Genomic DNA, 16,442 nt, shown 5'->3' on the forward strand with positions numbered 1-16,442 from the left:
GCAGCCTATATGATGAAGCGGTACCTACAAGTCACTAAACCAGGAATTATTTTCGGCAATTTAATTTCTGTCATTGGGGGATTTTTACTGGCCTCAAAGGGCAGCATTGATTATTCCCTGTTCATCTCCACTCTTGTTGGGGTGTCGTTGGTCGTGGCGTCGGGTTGTGTATATAACAACTTCATCGACCGTGACATCGACCGCAAGATGGAGCGAACCAAGAACAGGGTTCTGGTCAAAGGCCTGATTGCGCCGAAAACCTCGCTGGTATACGCCACCTTGTTGGGTATTGCTGGCTTCATGCTGCTGTGGTTTGGTGCTAATCCGCTAGCCATGTGGTTAGGCGTGATGGGCTTTGTGGTTTATGTCGGCGTTTATAGCCTGTACATGAAGCGCAAATCTGTCTACGGCACACTGATTGGCAGCCTTTCCGGTGCAGCACCGCCAGTGATTGGTTACTGTGCGGTGACCGGCGAGTTTGACACCGGTGCTTTGATCCTGCTGGCTATCTTTAGCCTGTGGCAGATGCCGCATTCCTATGCGATTGCCATCTTCCGCTTTAAAGATTACCAGGCTGCTAACATTCCGGTGTTGCCAGTGGTTAAAGGGATTTCGGTCGCCAAGAACCACATCACGCTGTATATCATTGCGTTCGCTGTTGCCACGCTGATGCTGACTCTGGGTGGTTACGCTGGGTATAAATATCTGGTGGTAGCTGCTGCGGTGAGCGTCTGGTGGTTGGGCATGGCATTACGCGGATATAAAGTGGAAGACGATAAAGTCTGGGCGCGCAAACTGTTCGTCTTTTCCATCGTCGCTATCACTTCACTGAGCGTGATGATGTCGGTCGATTTCATGGTGCCAGATTCACATAATCTGCTGACTTACGTCTGGTAAGTTCTGAACCTGATAAAAGGGCACTTCGGTGCCCTTTTTTATTAGTACTATCAATGTATCCATTTACCCCCCTTTACCCACGCACTACACTAAGGCCTGCATTTTATCTGAGGTGGTAATGAACGATTATAAAATGACGCCCGTCGAGTTACGTGCGACGTGGGGTTTAGGCACGGTCTTTTCACTGCGCATGCTCGGCATGTTTATGGTGCTGCCCGTTCTTACTACTTATGGGATGGCCTTACAGGGCGCAAGCGAAGCACTGATTGGCATCGCCATCGGTATTTATGGCCTGGCGCAAGCTATCTTCCAGATCCCTTTTGGCCTGCTTTCTGACCGCATTGGCCGCAAACCGCTGATTATTGGCGGCTTGCTGATTTTCGTTCTCGGCAGCGTGATTGCCGCACTTTCTGAATCTATCTGGGGCGTGATCCTTGGCCGTGCGTTGCAAGGCTCGGGTGCCATTGCCGCAGCCGTCATGGCACTGCTTTCTGATTTAACCCGTGAGCAAAACCGAACCAAAGCGATGGCGTTTATCGGTGTGAGTTTTGGGGTTACGTTCGCCATTGCGATGGTCCTCGGCCCAATCATTACTCATAGCCTTGGCTTAAATGCTTTGTTCTGGATGATTGCGATTCTGGCAGCCTGCGGCATTCTGATAACTCTATTGGTGGTGCCAAATTCCAAAAATCATGTGCTGAACCGCGAGTCAGGCATGGTCAAAGGCTGCTTTAGCAAAGTGCTGGCAGAGCCGAAATTACTCAAGCTCAACTTTGGCATCATGTGCCTGCACATTATGTTGATGTCGACGTTTGTCGCCCTTCCGGGCCAGCTCGAACAAGCCGGTTTCCCGGCGGCTGAGCACTGGAAAATTTACCTCTGCACCATGCTTATTGCTTTTGCATCGGTGGTGCCTTTTATCATTTATGCAGAAGTAAAACGCCGCATGAAGCGCGTGTTTGTTGGCTGCGTGGCACTGCTGCTGATTGCTGAAATCGTGCTTTGGGGCTCAGGCCCGCACTTCTGGGAACTGGTGTTGGGTGTGCAGTTGTTCTTCCTCGCCTTTAACCTGATGGAAGCGATTTTACCTTCGCTGATCAGTAAAGAATCGCCAGCGGGTTACAAAGGTACGGCGATGGGGATTTACTCCACCAGCCAGTTCCTGGGCGTGGCGATTGGCGGTTCGTTGGGTGGCTGGATTGATGGCTTGTTTGATTCGCAAACCGTCTTCCTGGCGGGAGCATTACTGGCAATGATATGGCTGCTGGTCAGTAGCACCATGACAGAACCACCTTATGTCGCCAGCCTACGAGTTGAGCTGCCTGAAGATGTCGCCGCCGATGAATCTTTGAAGCAGCGTTTGCTGGCTCAAGCGGGCGTAAGTGAAGTGAATATTATTGCGCAGGAGCGCAGCGCTTACGTGAAGATCGACAGTAAGCTGACGAACAGGTTTGAGATTGAGCAGTTGGTAAAACAACCCTCACCCTAACCCTCTCCCTGAGGGAGAGGGAATATTTTTTTCCCCCTCTCCTGCGGGAGAGGGCCGGGGTGAGGGCGAGCTTTAATCGCGGAAGTTCTTAAACTGGAACGGCTGACCCAAATCACCACCACGAACCAGCGCCATTGCGGCCTGTAAATCGTCGCGAGACTTGCCCGTTACGCGCAGTTCTTCACCCTGAATCTGCACCTGAACTTTGGCCTTGCTGTCTTTAATCAGCTTGACGATTTTCTTGGCGATAGCAGATTCAATGCCCTGCTTGAGCTTAGCTTCCACGCTCCAGGTTTTACCGCTGTGCACAAACTCTTCCGGCACATCAATTGAAGCCCCTTCGATACCGCGCTTGAGTAGCTTGGCACGAAGAATATCCAACAGTTGGTTAACCTGGAAATCAGACTCGCTGGCAACTTTAATGGACTGATTTTTCTCATTCAGTTCAAACGTTGCTGGCACATTACGGAAGTCAAAACGAGTTGCAACCTCGCGCTCCGCGTTTTCAATCGCGTTACGTACTTCCTGGATATCAATTTCAGACACGATGTCAAAAGATGGCATGCTTTCTTCTCCCTCTCTTCTTGTTGCGTTGCATAATACCTGCTGAGCCGAGCAAAACAACCCGTTAAAGCAGCCCAGAGCCCTGTATAATAGAGAATATGTACAACATCAGTGGCTAAACGCTGATGGGGAGGCAAAATGAAAATTACCGTGCTGGGTTGCGGTGCGCTCGGCCAACTTTGGCTGGCATCACTTTTTAAACAAGGACATGAAGTTCAGGGATGGTTGCGTGTGCCGCAGCCATTTTGTCATGTCAACGTGATTGAAACCGATGGCAGCGTCTTCAATCAAACGTTTATCGCCAACGATCCTGATTTTCTCGCCAATAGTGATTTACTGCTGGTAACGCTGAAAGCCTGGCAGGTTTCAGGTGCTGTGAAAACCCTGGCCAGTACTCTACCGGTACACTGCCCTATTCTGCTGCTACACAACGGCATGGGTACACTTGAAGAATTGCGCACAATCCCGCAGCCGCTGTTGTCTGGCGTCACCACTCATGCGGCGCGTCGTGACGGAAACCTGATTATTCATGTCGCGAACGGCATCACGCATATTGGGCCAGGAAACGAAGCGGGCAACGATTTTAGTTTCCTTGCCGATATGCTGCACCACGCATTACCTGAAATGGCCTGGCATAACGATATTCAGTTCGCCAACTGGAAAAAGCTAGCGGTAAACTGTGTGATAAACCCACTGACCGCACTCTACAATTGCCCGAATGGTGAGCTGCGCCATCATCAATTTGAAATCACCGAGATTTGCCAGGAAGTGGCGGTGGTGATGGAGCGCGAAGGCCACCATACCTCTGCCGAAGACCTGCTTTATTATGTCAGCAACGTTATCGAAAGTACGGCGGCGAACATCTCATCAATGCTTCAGGACGTGCGAGTCGAACGCCACACCGAGATTGATTACATCACGGGTTATTTACTGCAACGCGCGCGCGCCCATGGCCTGTCTGTGCCAGTGAACAGCCGCTTGTATGAACAGATTAAGCGTAAGGAGAATGAATATGAGCGCTCGAGCACTGGTTTGCCTGGCTCCTGGAACTGAAGAAACAGAAGCGGTCACCACAATTGATCTTCTGGTTCGCGGTGGTATTAGCGTCACCACAGCAAGCGTTGCCAGCGACGGAAACCTGACGATAACCTGTTCACGTGGGGTAAAACTACTGGCGGATGCCCCGCTGGTTGAAGTGGCAGACGGAGAGTTCGACATCATCGTGCTACCCGGCGGATTGAAAGGCGCGGAGTGTTTTCGCGATAGCCCGTTGTTAGTTGAAACCGTGCGCCAGTTCCATCTTTCAGGGCGTATTGTCGCCGCCATTTGTGCCGCAGCCGGTACGGTACTCGTTCCACATGAGCTATTTCCAGTGGCGAATATGACTGGTTTTCCTGGCCTGAAAGAAACCATTCCGGAAGCCCAGTGGCAGGATAAACGAATAGTCTGGGACCCGCGAGTCAACTTGTTAACCAGCCAGGGGCCGGGAACGGCAATTGATTTTGCACTGAAGATTATTGATTTACTGGTGAGCCGTGAGAAAGCTCATGAGGTTTCACAACAGTTGGTGTTGGCGGCAGGGATTTACAGTTACCGGGATTACTAATACTGACGTTTCGGTGGATGACGCTGCGCTTATCCACCCTACAACTTCTTGCTGTAGGTCGGATAAGCGCAGCGTCATCCGACAAATTACGCGCGATAAACCTTCACGTTCTCAAAACCTTGCTCGCGCAGATACAGCGCCTGCAAACGGCTCATCACACCGCGATCGCACCACAGCAAATAATTTTTGCTCTGATCCAAATCACCGAATGCGGTGCTCAGTTTATAGAATGGCAGTGAAGCCACTTCCACGCCTTCTGGCTTAAATGGCTTATCGTCTTGTTCGTCGATAGAACGAATATCCAACAGCACATCATTCGGGCCAAATGCGTCAACGGTTTCAACTTCCGTTACCACTTCTTTGGATTGATTGGCTATCTCACGGATGTCGATATTGGTTGCTTCTTCAACCACGCGGTCAAGAATGGAGAAATCGAAATTGGCTTCTTCTGCTTCAATCTTCGCTTTCACCGCTTTGACGGTTGGGCTTTTCGAAATCACACCGCAGTATTCCGGCATGGTACGCGCAAAGTCAGCGGTACCGATTTCACGTGCCAGATCGATGATGTGCTCTTTATCGTGAGAGATCAGCGGACGCAAAATCAGCGTATCGGAAACGTTGTCGATTAAACGCAGGTTGGTCAGCGTCTGGCTGGAAACCTGGCCCAATGCTTCGCCGGTCACCAGTGCCTGCACGCCATAACGCTCGGCCACTTTGGAAGCCGCGCGCACAAACATACGCTTCAGCACCACGCCCATCTGGCCGTCTTCGACTTTCTCGAGGATTTCGCCAACCACAGGTTCGAAGTTAATCGCCACGAAACGCACGCGGTGCGAACTACCAAAACGGTTCCACAAATAGTGCGCCACTTGTTTCACGCCGATTTCGTGCGCTGCACCACCGAGGTTAAAGAAGCAATAGTGCACACGGCAACCGCGGCGCATCAGCATGTAGCTGGAAACACCGGAGTCGAAACCACCGGAAATCAGCGACAGCACATCTTCTTGCGTGCCAATCGGGAAACCGCCAATGCCTTCATAACGGCCTTTCACCAGCAGCAGGCGGTCGTTTTCAATTTCCAGATTAACGGTCACATCAGGTTTAGTCAGTTTTACACGCGCTGATTCAATGTGTTGATTCAGGCCGCCACCAACATAACGTTCAACTTCAATTGAGCTGAACTCATGCTTACCACGACGTTTCACACGCACACAGAAGGTTTTGCCTTCCAGTTGCTCGCGATAAAGCTCCAGCGCCTGTTCAAAGATATTGTGCAAATCGGTAAACGGCACATCTTCGACTTCCAGAATATGGTGAATCCCAGGAATGCGGGTCAACGCTTCACGAATGGCGATACGCTGATTTTCATCTTTAGCGCGAACTTCAATGTTGTCCCAGTGGCGAACAACCGCCAGATCTTCATCGTAGTGTTTTAAAACGTTGCGAATGTTCCCGGTGAGCATTTTAATAAAGCGTATGCGCACAGATTGACTCTTGATGGTGATTTCCGGGAACAATTTAATGATAAACTTCATGGCGGCTTAGATTCGTTGATGAGCCAGGCATGACTAATCATGCGGGCTGGAAGACTTAAAGAACTGCAACGGCGAGTTGCCGCTGCATCCGAGGCGCGCAAGTATATCACTAACCTCTGCTAACCAACATGCTCATGGTTACTTGCTTGCCAGTTTCCGCTACCATTGCAGAGTCGCAAAAATTATTAGAGTCAGACATTCACTATGCCGAAAAAAACCGAAGTCCCGGCCAGTTTTGAAACTGCGCTTGTGGAGCTTGAGCAGATAGTTACTCGTCTTGAGAGCGGCGATTTAGCACTCGAAGAGGCGTTAAATGAATTTGAACGTGGTGTGCAGCTCGCACGTCAAGGTCAGGTGAAACTGCAGCAAGCAGAACAACGCGTGCAAATCCTGCTAAACGATAGCGAAGACGCTCCACTCAAGCCTTTTACCCCGGATAACGAGTAAATGGATTTTAACCATCAGTTGCAGGCCCACGCCGAGCGGGCCAACGATGCGCTGCTGCGTTTTTTAGCGCCGCTACCGTTTCAGAACACTCCTCTGGTTGAGGCCATGCACTATGGTGCACTATTTGGTGGCAAGAGACTGCGCCCTTTCCTGGTCTACGCGACCGGGGAAATGTTCGGCATAGCGCAAGAAACTCTGGATGCCCCAGCTGCGGCAATCGAATGCATCCACGCTTATTCATTGATCCATGACGATTTACCTGCCATGGATGACGACGATTTGCGTCGTGGCCAACCGACCTGCCACATCAAATTCGGTGAAGCGAGCGCCATTTTAGCCGGAGATGCCCTACAAACCCTGGCGTTTTCTATACTAAGTGATGCGCCAATGGCTGGCGTGGCGATTGCAGACAGACTGGCGATGGTAAAAGAACTGGCAACCGCCAGTGGCGTTGCCGGTATGTGTGGCGGCCAGGCGTTAGATTTGGAAGCCGAAGGCCAGCATGTTGACCTACAAAGTCTTGAGCGTATTCATCGTCATAAAACCGGCGCGTTAATTCGTGCAGCAGTTCGCCTGGGCGCATTAAGCGCAGGTGATGCGGGCCGTAACGCCCTGCCGTTACTCGACCATTATGCCGACAGCATCGGCCTGGCATTCCAGGTGCAGGACGATATTCTCGATGTCATCGGTGATACCGCGACACTGGGTAAACGTCAGGGCGCGGATCAGCAACTGGGTAAGAGCACTTATCCGGCACTGCTAGGGCTAGAAAATGCCAAAACCAAAGCGTGGGATCTCTATCAGGAATCTCTCCGGGCGCTGGAAGGCCTGGCTCGCCAGTCGTTAGACACTACCGCACTTGAAGCGTTAGCGAGCTATATCATCCAACGTGATAAATAAGATGAGTTTCTAATTTAATGAGTTTTGATATTGCCAAATACCCGACCCTCGCACTGGTGGAATCAGCCCCTGAGCTACGCCTGTTGCCAAAAGAGAGTTTACCGAAACTGTGCGACGAACTGCGTCGTTACCTGCTCGATAGCGTAAGCCGTTCCAGCGGGCACTTTGCCTCAGGTCTTGGCACGGTAGAACTGACCGTGGCGCTTCACTATGTGTATAACACGCCGTTCGACCAGTTAATCTGGGACGTCGGACATCAGGCTTATCCGCATAAAATCATTACTGGCCGCCGTGACAAAATTGGCACCATTCGTCAGAAAGGTGGCCTGCATCCTTTCCCATGGCGCGCCGAAAGCGAATATGACGTATTGAGCGTCGGCCATTCGTCGACCTCAATCAGTGCCGGAATTGGCATTGCAGTGGCCGCCGGAAAAGAAGGTAAAGACCGCCGTACCGTCTGTGTGATTGGCGATGGCGCAATCACCGCGGGTATGGCGTTTGAAGCGATGAACCACGCGGGTGACATTCGCCCGAACATGCTCGTTATACTCAACGACAATGAAATGTCGATCTCCGAAAACGTCGGCGCGCTGAATAACCACCTCGCGCAACTGCTTTCCGGGAAACTCTATTCTTCGCTGCGTGAAGGCGGGAAAAAAGTGTTCTCCGGCGTACCGCCGATTAAAGAACTGCTCAAACGCACCGAAGAACACCTGAAAGGCATGGTGGTACCGGGCACGTTGTTTGAAGAGTTAGGCTTTAACTATATTGGCCCGGTTGATGGGCATGACGTTGTCGGCCTGGTCAATACGCTGAAAAACATGCGTGACCTGAACGGCCCGCAATTCCTGCACATCATGACCAAAAAAGGCCGTGGCTACGCGCCTGCTGAAAAAGACCCAATTAGCTTCCACGCGGTGCCTAAGTTTGACCCGCAAAGCGGCACGCTGCCGAAAGCCGCTGGTGGCCTGCCGAGTTATTCGAAAATCTTCGGTAACTGGTTATGCGAAACCGCAGCCAAAGACGACAAACTGATGGCCGTAACGCCTGCGATGCGCGAAGGCTCAGGCATGGTCGAGTTTTCACGCCAGTATCCGTCACAATATTTTGATGTCGCTATCGCAGAACAGCACGCTGTGACGTTCGCCGCTGGTCTTGCGATTGGCGGTTATAAACCGGTTGTCGCCATTTACTCCACCTTCCTGCAACGCGCGTACGATCAGGTGATTCACGACGTCGCTATCCAGAAGCTGCCGGTGTTATTTGCCATCGACCGCGCTGGTATTGTCGGCGCTGACGGGCAAACCCACCAGGGCGCGTTCGACATCTCCTTCCTGCGCTGCATTCCAGAAATGGTCATCATGACACCCAGTGATGAGAACGAATGCCGCCAGATGCTGCACACCGGTTATCACTACAACGACGGCCCATCAGCGGTGCGTTATCCACGTGGCAACGGTACTGGCGCTGAATTACAACCGCTGGAATCGCTGCCAATCGGTAAAGGTGTTAAGAAACGCGCAGGTGAAAAAATTGCGCTGCTGAACTTCGGCACATTGTTGCCAGAAGCCGAAGCCGTTGCTCAATCCCTTAACGCAACGCTGGTCGATATGCGTTTTGTGAAGCCGCTTGATGAAGCGTTGATTCTTGAGTTGGCTGCCAGCCATGAATCGCTGGTCACCATCGAAGAAAATGCGGTAATTGGCGGTGCTGGTAGTGGCGTCAACGAAGTGTTGATGGCCAACCGTAAGGTGGTTCCGGTGCTGAATATCGGTTTGCCTGATTACTTCATCCCGCAAGGCACACAGGAAGAGGCACGCGCCGCCATAGGCCTGGATGCCATCGGTATGGAAAACCGAATCCGCGACTGGCTTAAATAATCCCCTGCTCCACTCCTGCTATGCTTAAAAGATCCTGAATAGCTGGAGTGGAACCATGCAATACAACACGTTAGGAAAAACAGACCTCAAAGTTTCCCGTCTTTGCCTGGGTTGTATGACCTATGGTGAGCCAGACCGTGGCAATCACGCCTGGACGCTTCCTGAAGAGAGCAGCCGTCTCATCATCAAACACGCCATCGATAACGGCATTAATTTCTTTGATACCGCCAATAGCTATTCCGACGGTAGCAGCGAAGAGATTGTCGGGCGCGCCTTGAAAGATTTCATGCGCCGTGAAGATGCCGTCCTCGCCACCAAAGTTTACTTCCCGGTTGGTGATTTGCCAGAAGGACTTTCGCGCGCGCAAATTATGCGTTCGATAGATGACAGCCTGAAACGCCTGGGAACCGATTACGTCGATCTGTTACAAATCCACCGCTGGGATTACAACACGCCAATTGAAGAGACCCTTGAAGCACTCAATGACGTGGTGAAAGCAGGTAAAGCGCGATATATCGGAGCTTCATCGATGCACAGTTCACAACTGGCTCAGGCGCTGGCTTTGCAAGATCAACATGGCTGGGCGCGGTTTGTCACTATGCAGGATCACTACAATCTGATCTATCGTGAAGAAGAACTCGATATGCTACCGCTGTGCTACGAACAAGGGATCGCGGTGATCCCATGGAGCCCGTTGGCCAGAGGCAAATTGACTCGTCCGTGGGGTGACACTACGGCGCGCTCAGTCTCTGATGAAGTCGGTAAAGATCTATACGATGCCAGCCATGAAAACGATGCGCTAATTGCGGAGCGGCTGGCGAATGTTGCAGATGATAAAGGCGTTACGCGCGCGCAAGTAGCACTGGCGTGGTTGCTGAGTAAACCGGGGATTGCTGCACCGATTATTGGCGTTTCTCGTGAACATCAGTTGGATGATTTATTGGCAGCGGTGGATTTAACACTGAAGCCTGAGGAGATTGCGGAGCTGGAAACGGTATATCAACCGCATAAAAGGGTCGGATTTAAGTAACGCCCTCACCCTAGCCCTCTCCCCCAGGAGAGGGAACAGAACCAGGTAAGCGGGGCCGGGTCGCCCACAAAAGCCCCGCTAATTTTGTCACAAGGATGTACGCTACTTTATAAACTTAATCTCAACTCATTCGCTCTTGCGAGGGTATTAAATTGTTATATTACGAAATTAAAGATATACCATACTGATAGTGAGTTCACCATCCAGAATGGCTTCATCGGTAATCCCTAAAGTATCCGTTGGAGCAATAGCCATTGCAACTTCCAGCGGAATAGTCGCGGTTGTAAATGCCACTGGAACTCCATCAATCCCAACAGTCATAGTACGAATGTTCGCTTCCTGGAAATACACCCCGGCACCCGCATCAGTGATCACTGTCCAGGAGCCAGATAAACTTTGTTCGTAAATCATTTGAGCAGAAACACCATCAGCCAGGGCCTGGTCATATTTAACCTTCACCCCATAAGCACCGATTTTAGCCCCTTCGGCAGTGGTACCTAAACCATTAATATAACCCGTATACGACTCACCTGCCTTTTTACCGTTAGCAAACACTACATCCATCGGCACTTTAGTATTTGGGCGATTATCAATTGTTGTAAAACCGACTTTCACTGGAGATTCACAATTAATTTCAAGCGTGACATCTTTTGAGCCCATTTGATTATCTTCTGTAGCTGACAAGTCACCTAAAGTTATATTTCCGTAATCAATCACGCCACCATTGCTGAGAACGGGTGTGCAGGCCCCCATAGTTAACGTGCCATTAACGTTCAGAGTGGCGGTATTAGCTGCATAAGATGAACAAGTAGCGGTAGCAATAAGACTAGCCAGAATGATTTTCTTCATTGTAAAACCTTTATGTAATTAAGTGATTTATTTACTTTATAAATACATGTAACACATACATATAATTTATCTATAATTGCCATGTGTGATTGACAATTACATTCTACTCAGAAAAAAGATTATACATATTTGCTTGCCGCTTGATATATGCACTTACAATAAAAATATAATAAGGTTTGGATTTTTAATGTATTACAACCTGCTCAATCAACCATTCGAATTAATGCCAATAGCCTGGTGTTTTAAATATAGTTAAAAACTTAATTATTACCTGCATCACTACTCTAAAAAAATGTTTTCGTAGATAATGCCTGGTTCGAAAAAAAACAAGACGCAAATATATTTATATTAATCACCTATTACCAGGAATTACTATGAAAAAAATTATTCTGGCAAGCTTGATTGCTGCCGCTTCTTCATCCTCTTATGCTACAGATACAACAGCATTGAAAGTTCAGGGCAAGCTGATTATGGCTGCCTGCACACCAAACATGAGTAACGGCGGGGTAGTTGATTTTGGTTCTCTTTATGTAGGCTCAATGAACTCAACAGAAATTAATGAAGTGGCTGTTCAGCATATGAATTTTACTATTGAGTGTGGTTCTACTGTCAAAGTGGGTTTTACTACAACAGACAATCGTCAGGATAGCGATGCTGGCCTACCAGTAAAATTTAGCGATGGGGTTGTTGTAAGCGATATTCAAAGCCTCTTTGGTTTTGGTAAAACAGCGAGTGGTGTTGATATTGGTTCTTATAGTATTCGAATCGATGAAAATAATGTCACTATTGACGGCGTTATTACACCGATTCTTTCTCGGGATCATCATGCTGCTACTGGATGGGTTCTCAGCGATGGTATTCTGGCAGAGGGTGATCTTCGTACCATAGCCGTTGGTTCTGGTCTGATGCCACAATCCTTTACCACATGTGCTTTCCCTCTAACGTTGGCTGCGACTGTTCAGCCAACAAATATACTGGGCATTACTGATAAAACGGAACTGGATGGAGAAATAACATTTAGCCTGACTTACCTCTAATAACCAGGTTACATGTTGAGTACTTTACTGGGGTGGTGCTTCCCCCGGTAGAGAGACCAGCCAAAATGAAGATTGCTTTTAACCAGCACCAGGATATTCCATTCTTAATAGTGCATAAATCTGATTAACCTATTTTCTACTCTCCTGAAACTTGAACTTTTCTTTAAACTTGAAAAAACTGATTAAAAAAATTCATAACAAGTTGTTTTTAAAGATATTTAAAGGGTCTGTTTATGTTCCCTCTCCCTTAGGGCTGTCTCTTAGTCACATCTGCGTGAGTCGGGAGACAGTTCCGTTCACCCGATGTTCAGTGTTTTACATAGCCACTGAACCGGTGAACGTCTTAGGGTGGCCACCGTCGCCACCCTAAGAACCCGGACTCCCGGCAAATCAAGGGGTTGGCGTTAACCCCTTGATTCGCTCACCGTTTTCTGGAATTAAAGAGATAACTGAACTCACGGGTGAACGGAAAATCAGCGAGGCTTAAAGATCTCACCCTGATAAAATTGCCAGGGCGAGTTGTGTATTAGAGATAGCCCTTAGGGAGAGGGCTGGCGTGAGGGTTGTCCTAAATCAGAACAAGCCAATCGGCCAATGGTGCCCAATCAGATAAATCACGCCCGCAGAAATAACACCCGCGACAATGTCATCTACCATGATCCCCATACCGCCGTGAATATTGCGGTCAAACCAGCGGATTGGCCACGGCTTCCAGATATCAAAGATGCGGAAAATCACAAAGCCTGCAGCCACCCAGCGCCAGTCGTTAATTGGCAGCGCCATCAGGGTTATCCACATGCCGATGAACTCATCCCACACGATGCTGCCGTGGTCATGAACGCCCATATCACGTGCAGTCTGGTGGCAAAGATAAACCCCGATACAAATGCCGAGCATGATAACCATCGAGTAGAGCTGCCACGGCAGCAGGGTCATCAGATACCAGAACGGGATCGCCGCGAGCGACCCCGCTGTACCGGGCATAATCGGGCTTAATCCGCTACCAAACCCGGTGGCGAGCAAGTGCCACGGGTTGCTAAGCTTTAGACGGCTTTTAGCCACATCTTTAGAGCGAGGCAAAGTGGTCGTATCCTTTTAAATCCAGGGTTACCGGTTTGCCATTTTGCAGGAACTGTAGCCCTTCAGAAGCGGGTCCAACCTGGCCGATACAGGTAAACGGAACGCCAAGATTGCCGATGGCGACGTCCAGCGCACCGCGATTAACTTCTGGCACGGTGAAACACAGTTCGTAATCTTCGCCGCCAGAAAGCGCCCATTGCAAAGCTTGATCAGCACTGACATTCGCTTTCAGGGCATCAGAATATGGCAGAGCATCGAGATCAACGCGTGCACCACATTCACTAGCTTTAAGGATATGACCCAAATCGGAAATTAGCCCGTCAGAAAGATCAATTGCGCTGCTCGCCAGATCGCGCAAGGCCTGGCCCTGTAAAATACGAGCTGTTGGGCGTAAATGGCGTTGTTTCAGATAGGCCGCTTGAGCGGGATCTTTGACGGTTAAACGGTCCTGCAAGATAGCCAGGCCCGCGGCGCTATCACCAGGCGTGCCGGTGACATAAATCCAGTCGCCAATGCGCGCACCGCTGCGTTTTAGCGCACGGCCAGCAGGCACCAGGCCATGAATGCCAAGCGTCATGGAAAGTGGCCCACGGGTCGTGTCGCCGCCAATCAGCTGCATATCGTAGTATTCGAGTTGCTCAAACAGGCTGTCGCTGAAGGCTTCAAGCCAGCTTTCATCGACTTCAGGAAGGGTAATAGCCAGCGTTAGCCAGGCAGGATCAGCGCCCATAGCGGCCAGATCGCTTAAATTTACCGCCAGCGCTTTGTAACCCAAATCGCGGGGGTTAATATCAGCCAGGAAATGAATGCCCGAGACAAGTGTATCGGTACTGATCGCGAGGACCTGCTTTTCGGCTACCGTTAGCAACGCACAATCATCGCCAATTCCGGTTTCCACATCGCGGCGGGAACTGCTTACGCGATCAAAATAACGGGCAATTAAGGAAAACTCACCGCATGCCATGCGTTATGCCTATAAATGAAATAGATAAAGAAAGGCCGGAATTAACCGGCCAGAAGATTACTTTTTGCGGGGACGAATTTGCGGAGCAGCTTTATCAAGAACACCATTCACGAACTTGTGGCTATCTTCGGCACCGAAGGTTTTCGCAAGATCGATGGCTTCGTTAATCGCCACTTTGTATGGCACGTCATCACGTTTAGCCAGTTCAAACAGTGCGATACGCAGAACCGCTTTTTCTACCTGACCCAACTCTTCGAGCTGGCGAGACAGGTAAGGCTTCATCAGCCCATCCAGATACGCGCTGTTAGTAGCCACCCCGACCAACAGTTCGCGGAAGTAGTTAACGTCAACGTCTTTGACGTCCTGTTCCGCCAGGAACTGGTATTCGACATCAGCGATGTCATTTCGAGATAACTGCCAGGAGTATAGCGCCTGAACGGCACACTCACGGGCACGGCGACGAGCAGCAGGTTTCACAGATTTCCCCTTACAAAAAATCAGGCCTTGATGGCTTTCAATACATTAATCATTTCAAGCGCGGTCAGTGCAGCTTCTGCACCTTTGTTACCGGCTTTTGTGCCAGCGCGTTCGATGGCTTGTTCAATACTTTCGGTGGTCAGCACGCCAAAGGCGACTGGAATACCACTTTCCTGCGCAACATGTGCCAGGCCATTGCTGGCACCACCAGCAACATATTCAAAGTGAGCTGTGCCGCCACGGATAACCGTACCCAGCGCAATAATCGCGTCGTAACGACCGGTTTTCGCCAGTGCGTCAGCCGCAAGTGGCAGCTCATAAGCACCCGGAACCCAGACCACGGTGATGTTTTCATCTTTAACCTGGCCGATACGTTTCAGGGCGTCAATCGCACCATCCAACAGGCTGTCATTGATGAAGTTGTTAAAACGCGCGATGGTGATGGCGACGCGAGCGTCTGGAGTTGCAACGGCTGCTTCAATAATGTTCATAATCTTCCTTTACGGGTTCTGTTTAGCCCCGCAGGGGGGCGGATTTTATCATAATCTTTTCGCGGCTGCTTACGTTTTACAAGCCGGCGTATCGCGGCGTCAAATGCAGACACAAATCAGGGCCAACCTGACGGACTTCACTAAAGCTAAATTCAGGCGCATCGGCTAATTTTTCAAGCCCTGGCAGGTTACACAAACCCCGCGCGTCATTGCCCAATAATTTCGGCGCAACGTAGACAATCAGCTCATCAACAAGGCCTGCCTGTAGCAGCGCACCGCCAAGCGTTGGGCCAGCTTCCACCCAAACAGAGTTTATCTGACGCTTGCCAAGCAACATCATCATTACCACCAGATCAAGGTGGCCTTTATGTTCTGACACGATAAATTGTTCAACACCCGTAGGCCAGGTTTGCTGATCGGCCTGGCAACGGGCAAGCCAGGTCTCACCTGACTGAGCAATAATTCTGTGCTGTGGCGTCACCCTGTTTTCACGATCGAGAATAATACGCGTTGGCTGACGCAAATTTTCTTCGGCGTAAACCGCCTGAGTCGCACTATCTAATTCATTCCAGCGCACTGTTAAAGAAGGGTTGTCCGCCAGAACGGTAGCGCTGCTGCTAAGAATCGCTGAACTTTGTGCGCGCAGACGCTGCACGTCACGGCGTGATTCAGGCGAGGTAATCCATTGGCTTTCACCGCTAGCCATCGCAGTGCGCCCATCCAGAGAAGCCCCAAGTTTGAGCTGAATAAACGGGAAACCTGTGCGCATGCGCTTGAGGAAACCGCGGTTAATCGCCTCAGCTTCGTTCATCATCAAACCGTGGCTGACTTCAATACCCGCCTGTTGCAGCGCATACAACCCGCGACCAGCCACTTGCGGATTCGGATCCTGCATCGCGGCAACAACACGCGAAACACCAGCAGCAATTAACGCTTCACAACAAGGTGGCGTGCGCCCGTGATGGCTGCAAGGCTCGAGCGTGACATACGCCGTGGCACCGCGAGCTTTTTCTCCAGCCATCCTTAAAGCATGCACTTCCGCGTGGGGTTCACCGGCACGAAAATGAAAGCCCTCACCGACAATTTCACCACCTTTGGCAATCACACAGCCGACATTCGGGTTAGGTGACGTGGTAAAACGGCCATGCTTTGCCAGTTGCATTGCACGAGCCATAAATTTTTCATCAAGCGACATC

17 protein-coding genes are annotated in these 16,442 nt (G+C 50.3%); 9 read left to right on the top strand and 8 right to left on the bottom strand.

Going from position 1 to position 16,442, the window contains the following annotated elements:
* Positions 1-9 precede the first annotated feature (9 nt).
* Both cyoE and MNO13_RS19060 read left to right on the top strand, forming a co-directional pair.
* Complete coding sequence (gene cyoE, locus MNO13_RS19055; protein WP_064549149.1) at positions 10-897, top strand: heme o synthase; 888 nt, start codon at positions 10-12, stop codon at positions 895-897.
* Positions 898-1,015: 118 nt separating this feature from the next.
* Positions 1,016-2,386: an MFS transporter gene (locus tag MNO13_RS19060; RefSeq protein WP_121814219.1), complete on the top strand. Its 1,371-nt coding sequence runs from the start codon at positions 1,016-1,018 to the stop codon at positions 2,384-2,386.
* A 72-nt stretch (positions 2,387-2,458) separates the two neighbouring features.
* Here MNO13_RS19060 and MNO13_RS19065 read toward each other — a convergent pair whose 3' ends face one another.
* Complete coding sequence (locus MNO13_RS19065; RefSeq protein WP_034457969.1) at positions 2,459-2,950, bottom strand: YajQ family cyclic di-GMP-binding protein; 492 nt, start codon at positions 2,948-2,950, stop codon at positions 2,459-2,461.
* 138 nt (positions 2,951-3,088) lie between these two features.
* On the opposite strand from MNO13_RS19065, the gene panE reads away from it, so the two are divergent.
* Together panE and yajL are read left to right on the top strand one after the other, a co-directional pair.
* Positions 3,089-4,003: a 2-dehydropantoate 2-reductase gene (gene panE / locus MNO13_RS19070; protein WP_064549153.1), complete on the top strand. Its 915-nt coding sequence runs from the start codon at positions 3,089-3,091 to the stop codon at positions 4,001-4,003.
* On the top strand, positions 3,963-4,556 hold the full coding sequence (yajL, locus tag MNO13_RS19075; protein ID WP_064549155.1) for a protein deglycase YajL: 594 nt from the start codon (positions 3,963-3,965) through the stop codon (positions 4,554-4,556). Before panE ends, yajL begins: the two co-directional genes overlap by 41 nt.
* A gap of 86 nt (positions 4,557-4,642) precedes the next feature.
* Here the strand turns inward: yajL and thiI are convergent, their stop codons facing one another.
* Complete coding sequence (gene thiI / locus MNO13_RS19080) at positions 4,643-6,091, bottom strand: tRNA uracil 4-sulfurtransferase ThiI (RefSeq protein WP_064549157.1); 1,449 nt, start codon at positions 6,089-6,091, stop codon at positions 4,643-4,645.
* Between the two features lie 204 nt (positions 6,092-6,295).
* On the opposite strand from thiI, the gene xseB reads away from it, so the two are divergent.
* The 4 genes from xseB to MNO13_RS19100 are packed head-to-tail and all read left to right on the top strand — an operon-like array spanning position 6,296 to position 10,348.
* Positions 6,296-6,538, top strand: a complete 243-nt coding sequence (gene xseB, locus MNO13_RS19085; protein WP_034493701.1) for an exodeoxyribonuclease VII small subunit — start codon at positions 6,296-6,298, stop codon at positions 6,536-6,538.
* The gene (gene ispA, locus MNO13_RS19090; protein ID WP_064549159.1) at positions 6,539-7,438 is read left to right on the top strand and encodes a (2E,6E)-farnesyl diphosphate synthase; all 900 of its coding nucleotides are present in this window, start codon (positions 6,539-6,541) and stop codon (positions 7,436-7,438) included.
* Positions 7,439-7,455: 17 nt separating this feature from the next.
* On the top strand, positions 7,456-9,318 hold the full coding sequence (gene dxs, locus MNO13_RS19095; protein ID WP_133522330.1) for a 1-deoxy-D-xylulose-5-phosphate synthase: 1,863 nt from the start codon (positions 7,456-7,458) through the stop codon (positions 9,316-9,318).
* A 55-nt stretch (positions 9,319-9,373) separates the two neighbouring features.
* Positions 9,374-10,348, top strand: a complete 975-nt coding sequence (locus MNO13_RS19100; protein ID WP_121814222.1) for an aldo/keto reductase — start codon at positions 9,374-9,376, stop codon at positions 10,346-10,348.
* Between the two features lie 168 nt (positions 10,349-10,516).
* On the opposite strand, the gene MNO13_RS19105 is transcribed toward MNO13_RS19100, so the two are convergent.
* Entirely contained in the window at positions 10,517-11,197 is a 681-nt protein-coding gene (locus MNO13_RS19105; protein ID WP_064549166.1) for a DUF1120 domain-containing protein, read from the bottom strand.
* A 374-nt stretch (positions 11,198-11,571) separates the two neighbouring features.
* Between MNO13_RS19105 and MNO13_RS19110 the strand changes: the two genes are divergently transcribed.
* Complete coding sequence (locus tag MNO13_RS19110; RefSeq protein ID WP_241939146.1) at positions 11,572-12,234, top strand: DUF1120 domain-containing protein; 663 nt, start codon at positions 11,572-11,574, stop codon at positions 12,232-12,234.
* A gap of 573 nt (positions 12,235-12,807) precedes the next feature.
* On the opposite strand, the gene pgpA is transcribed toward MNO13_RS19110, so the two are convergent.
* From pgpA to ribD, 5 genes are all read right to left on the bottom strand, one after another.
* Positions 12,808-13,314: a phosphatidylglycerophosphatase A gene (gene pgpA, locus MNO13_RS19115; protein WP_064549170.1), complete on the bottom strand. Its 507-nt coding sequence runs from the start codon at positions 13,312-13,314 to the stop codon at positions 12,808-12,810.
* A complete protein-coding gene (thiL, locus tag MNO13_RS19120; RefSeq protein ID WP_121814225.1) occupies positions 13,301-14,278 on the bottom strand; it encodes a thiamine-phosphate kinase in 978 nt (325 codons plus the stop codon). Before thiL ends, pgpA begins: the two co-directional genes overlap by 14 nt.
* A 57-nt stretch (positions 14,279-14,335) precedes the next feature.
* A complete protein-coding gene (nusB, locus tag MNO13_RS19125; RefSeq protein ID WP_034457944.1) occupies positions 14,336-14,755 on the bottom strand; it encodes a transcription antitermination factor NusB in 420 nt (139 codons plus the stop codon).
* A 20-nt stretch (positions 14,756-14,775) separates the two neighbouring features.
* On the bottom strand, positions 14,776-15,246 hold the full coding sequence (gene ribH / locus MNO13_RS19130) for a 6,7-dimethyl-8-ribityllumazine synthase (protein ID WP_064549174.1): 471 nt from the start codon (positions 15,244-15,246) through the stop codon (positions 14,776-14,778).
* A 76-nt stretch (positions 15,247-15,322) separates the two neighbouring features.
* The gene (gene ribD, locus MNO13_RS19135) at positions 15,323-16,441 is read right to left on the bottom strand and encodes a bifunctional diaminohydroxyphosphoribosylaminopyrimidine deaminase/5-amino-6-(5-phosphoribosylamino)uracil reductase RibD (protein ID WP_241939147.1); all 1,119 of its coding nucleotides are present in this window, start codon (positions 16,439-16,441) and stop codon (positions 15,323-15,325) included.
* Position 16,442 lies beyond the last annotated feature (1 nt).

The sequence above is a fragment of the Buttiauxella ferragutiae genome, from assembly GCF_022637515.1.
Classification (GTDB): Bacteria; Pseudomonadota; Gammaproteobacteria; order Enterobacterales; family Enterobacteriaceae; genus Buttiauxella; species Buttiauxella ferragutiae.

Excerpts from the sequence above, each read along its gene's own strand:
- cyoE (WP_064549149.1), top strand. The coding sequence starts at position 10 with ATGATGAAGCGGTACCTACAAGTCACTAAACCAGGAATTATTTTCGGC.
- MNO13_RS19060 (WP_121814219.1), top strand. The coding sequence starts at position 1,016 with ATGAACGATTATAAAATGACGCCCGTCGAGTTACGTGCGACGTGGGGT.
- MNO13_RS19065 (WP_034457969.1), bottom strand. The coding sequence starts at position 2,950 with ATGCCATCTTTTGACATCGTGTCTGAAATTGATATCCAGGAAGTACGT.
- panE (WP_064549153.1), top strand. The coding sequence starts at position 3,089 with ATGAAAATTACCGTGCTGGGTTGCGGTGCGCTCGGCCAACTTTGGCTG.
- yajL (WP_064549155.1), top strand. The coding sequence starts at position 3,963 with ATGAGCGCTCGAGCACTGGTTTGCCTGGCTCCTGGAACTGAAGAAACA.
- thiI (WP_064549157.1), bottom strand. The coding sequence starts at position 6,091 with ATGAAGTTTATCATTAAATTGTTCCCGGAAATCACCATCAAGAGTCAA.
- xseB (WP_034493701.1), top strand. The coding sequence starts at position 6,296 with ATGCCGAAAAAAACCGAAGTCCCGGCCAGTTTTGAAACTGCGCTTGTG.
- ispA (WP_064549159.1), top strand. The coding sequence starts at position 6,539 with ATGGATTTTAACCATCAGTTGCAGGCCCACGCCGAGCGGGCCAACGAT.
- dxs (WP_133522330.1), top strand. The coding sequence starts at position 7,456 with ATGAGTTTTGATATTGCCAAATACCCGACCCTCGCACTGGTGGAATCA.
- MNO13_RS19100 (WP_121814222.1), top strand. The coding sequence starts at position 9,374 with ATGCAATACAACACGTTAGGAAAAACAGACCTCAAAGTTTCCCGTCTT.
- MNO13_RS19105 (WP_064549166.1), bottom strand. The coding sequence starts at position 11,197 with ATGAAGAAAATCATTCTGGCTAGTCTTATTGCTACCGCTACTTGTTCA.
- MNO13_RS19110 (WP_241939146.1), top strand. The coding sequence starts at position 11,572 with ATGAAAAAAATTATTCTGGCAAGCTTGATTGCTGCCGCTTCTTCATCC.
- thiL (WP_121814225.1), bottom strand. The coding sequence starts at position 14,278 with ATGGCATGCGGTGAGTTTTCCTTAATTGCCCGTTATTTTGATCGCGTA.
- ribH (WP_064549174.1), bottom strand. The coding sequence starts at position 15,246 with ATGAACATTATTGAAGCAGCCGTTGCAACTCCAGACGCTCGCGTCGCC.
- ribD (WP_241939147.1), bottom strand. The coding sequence starts at position 16,441 with ATGTCGCTTGATGAAAAATTTATGGCTCGTGCAATGCAACTGGCAAAG.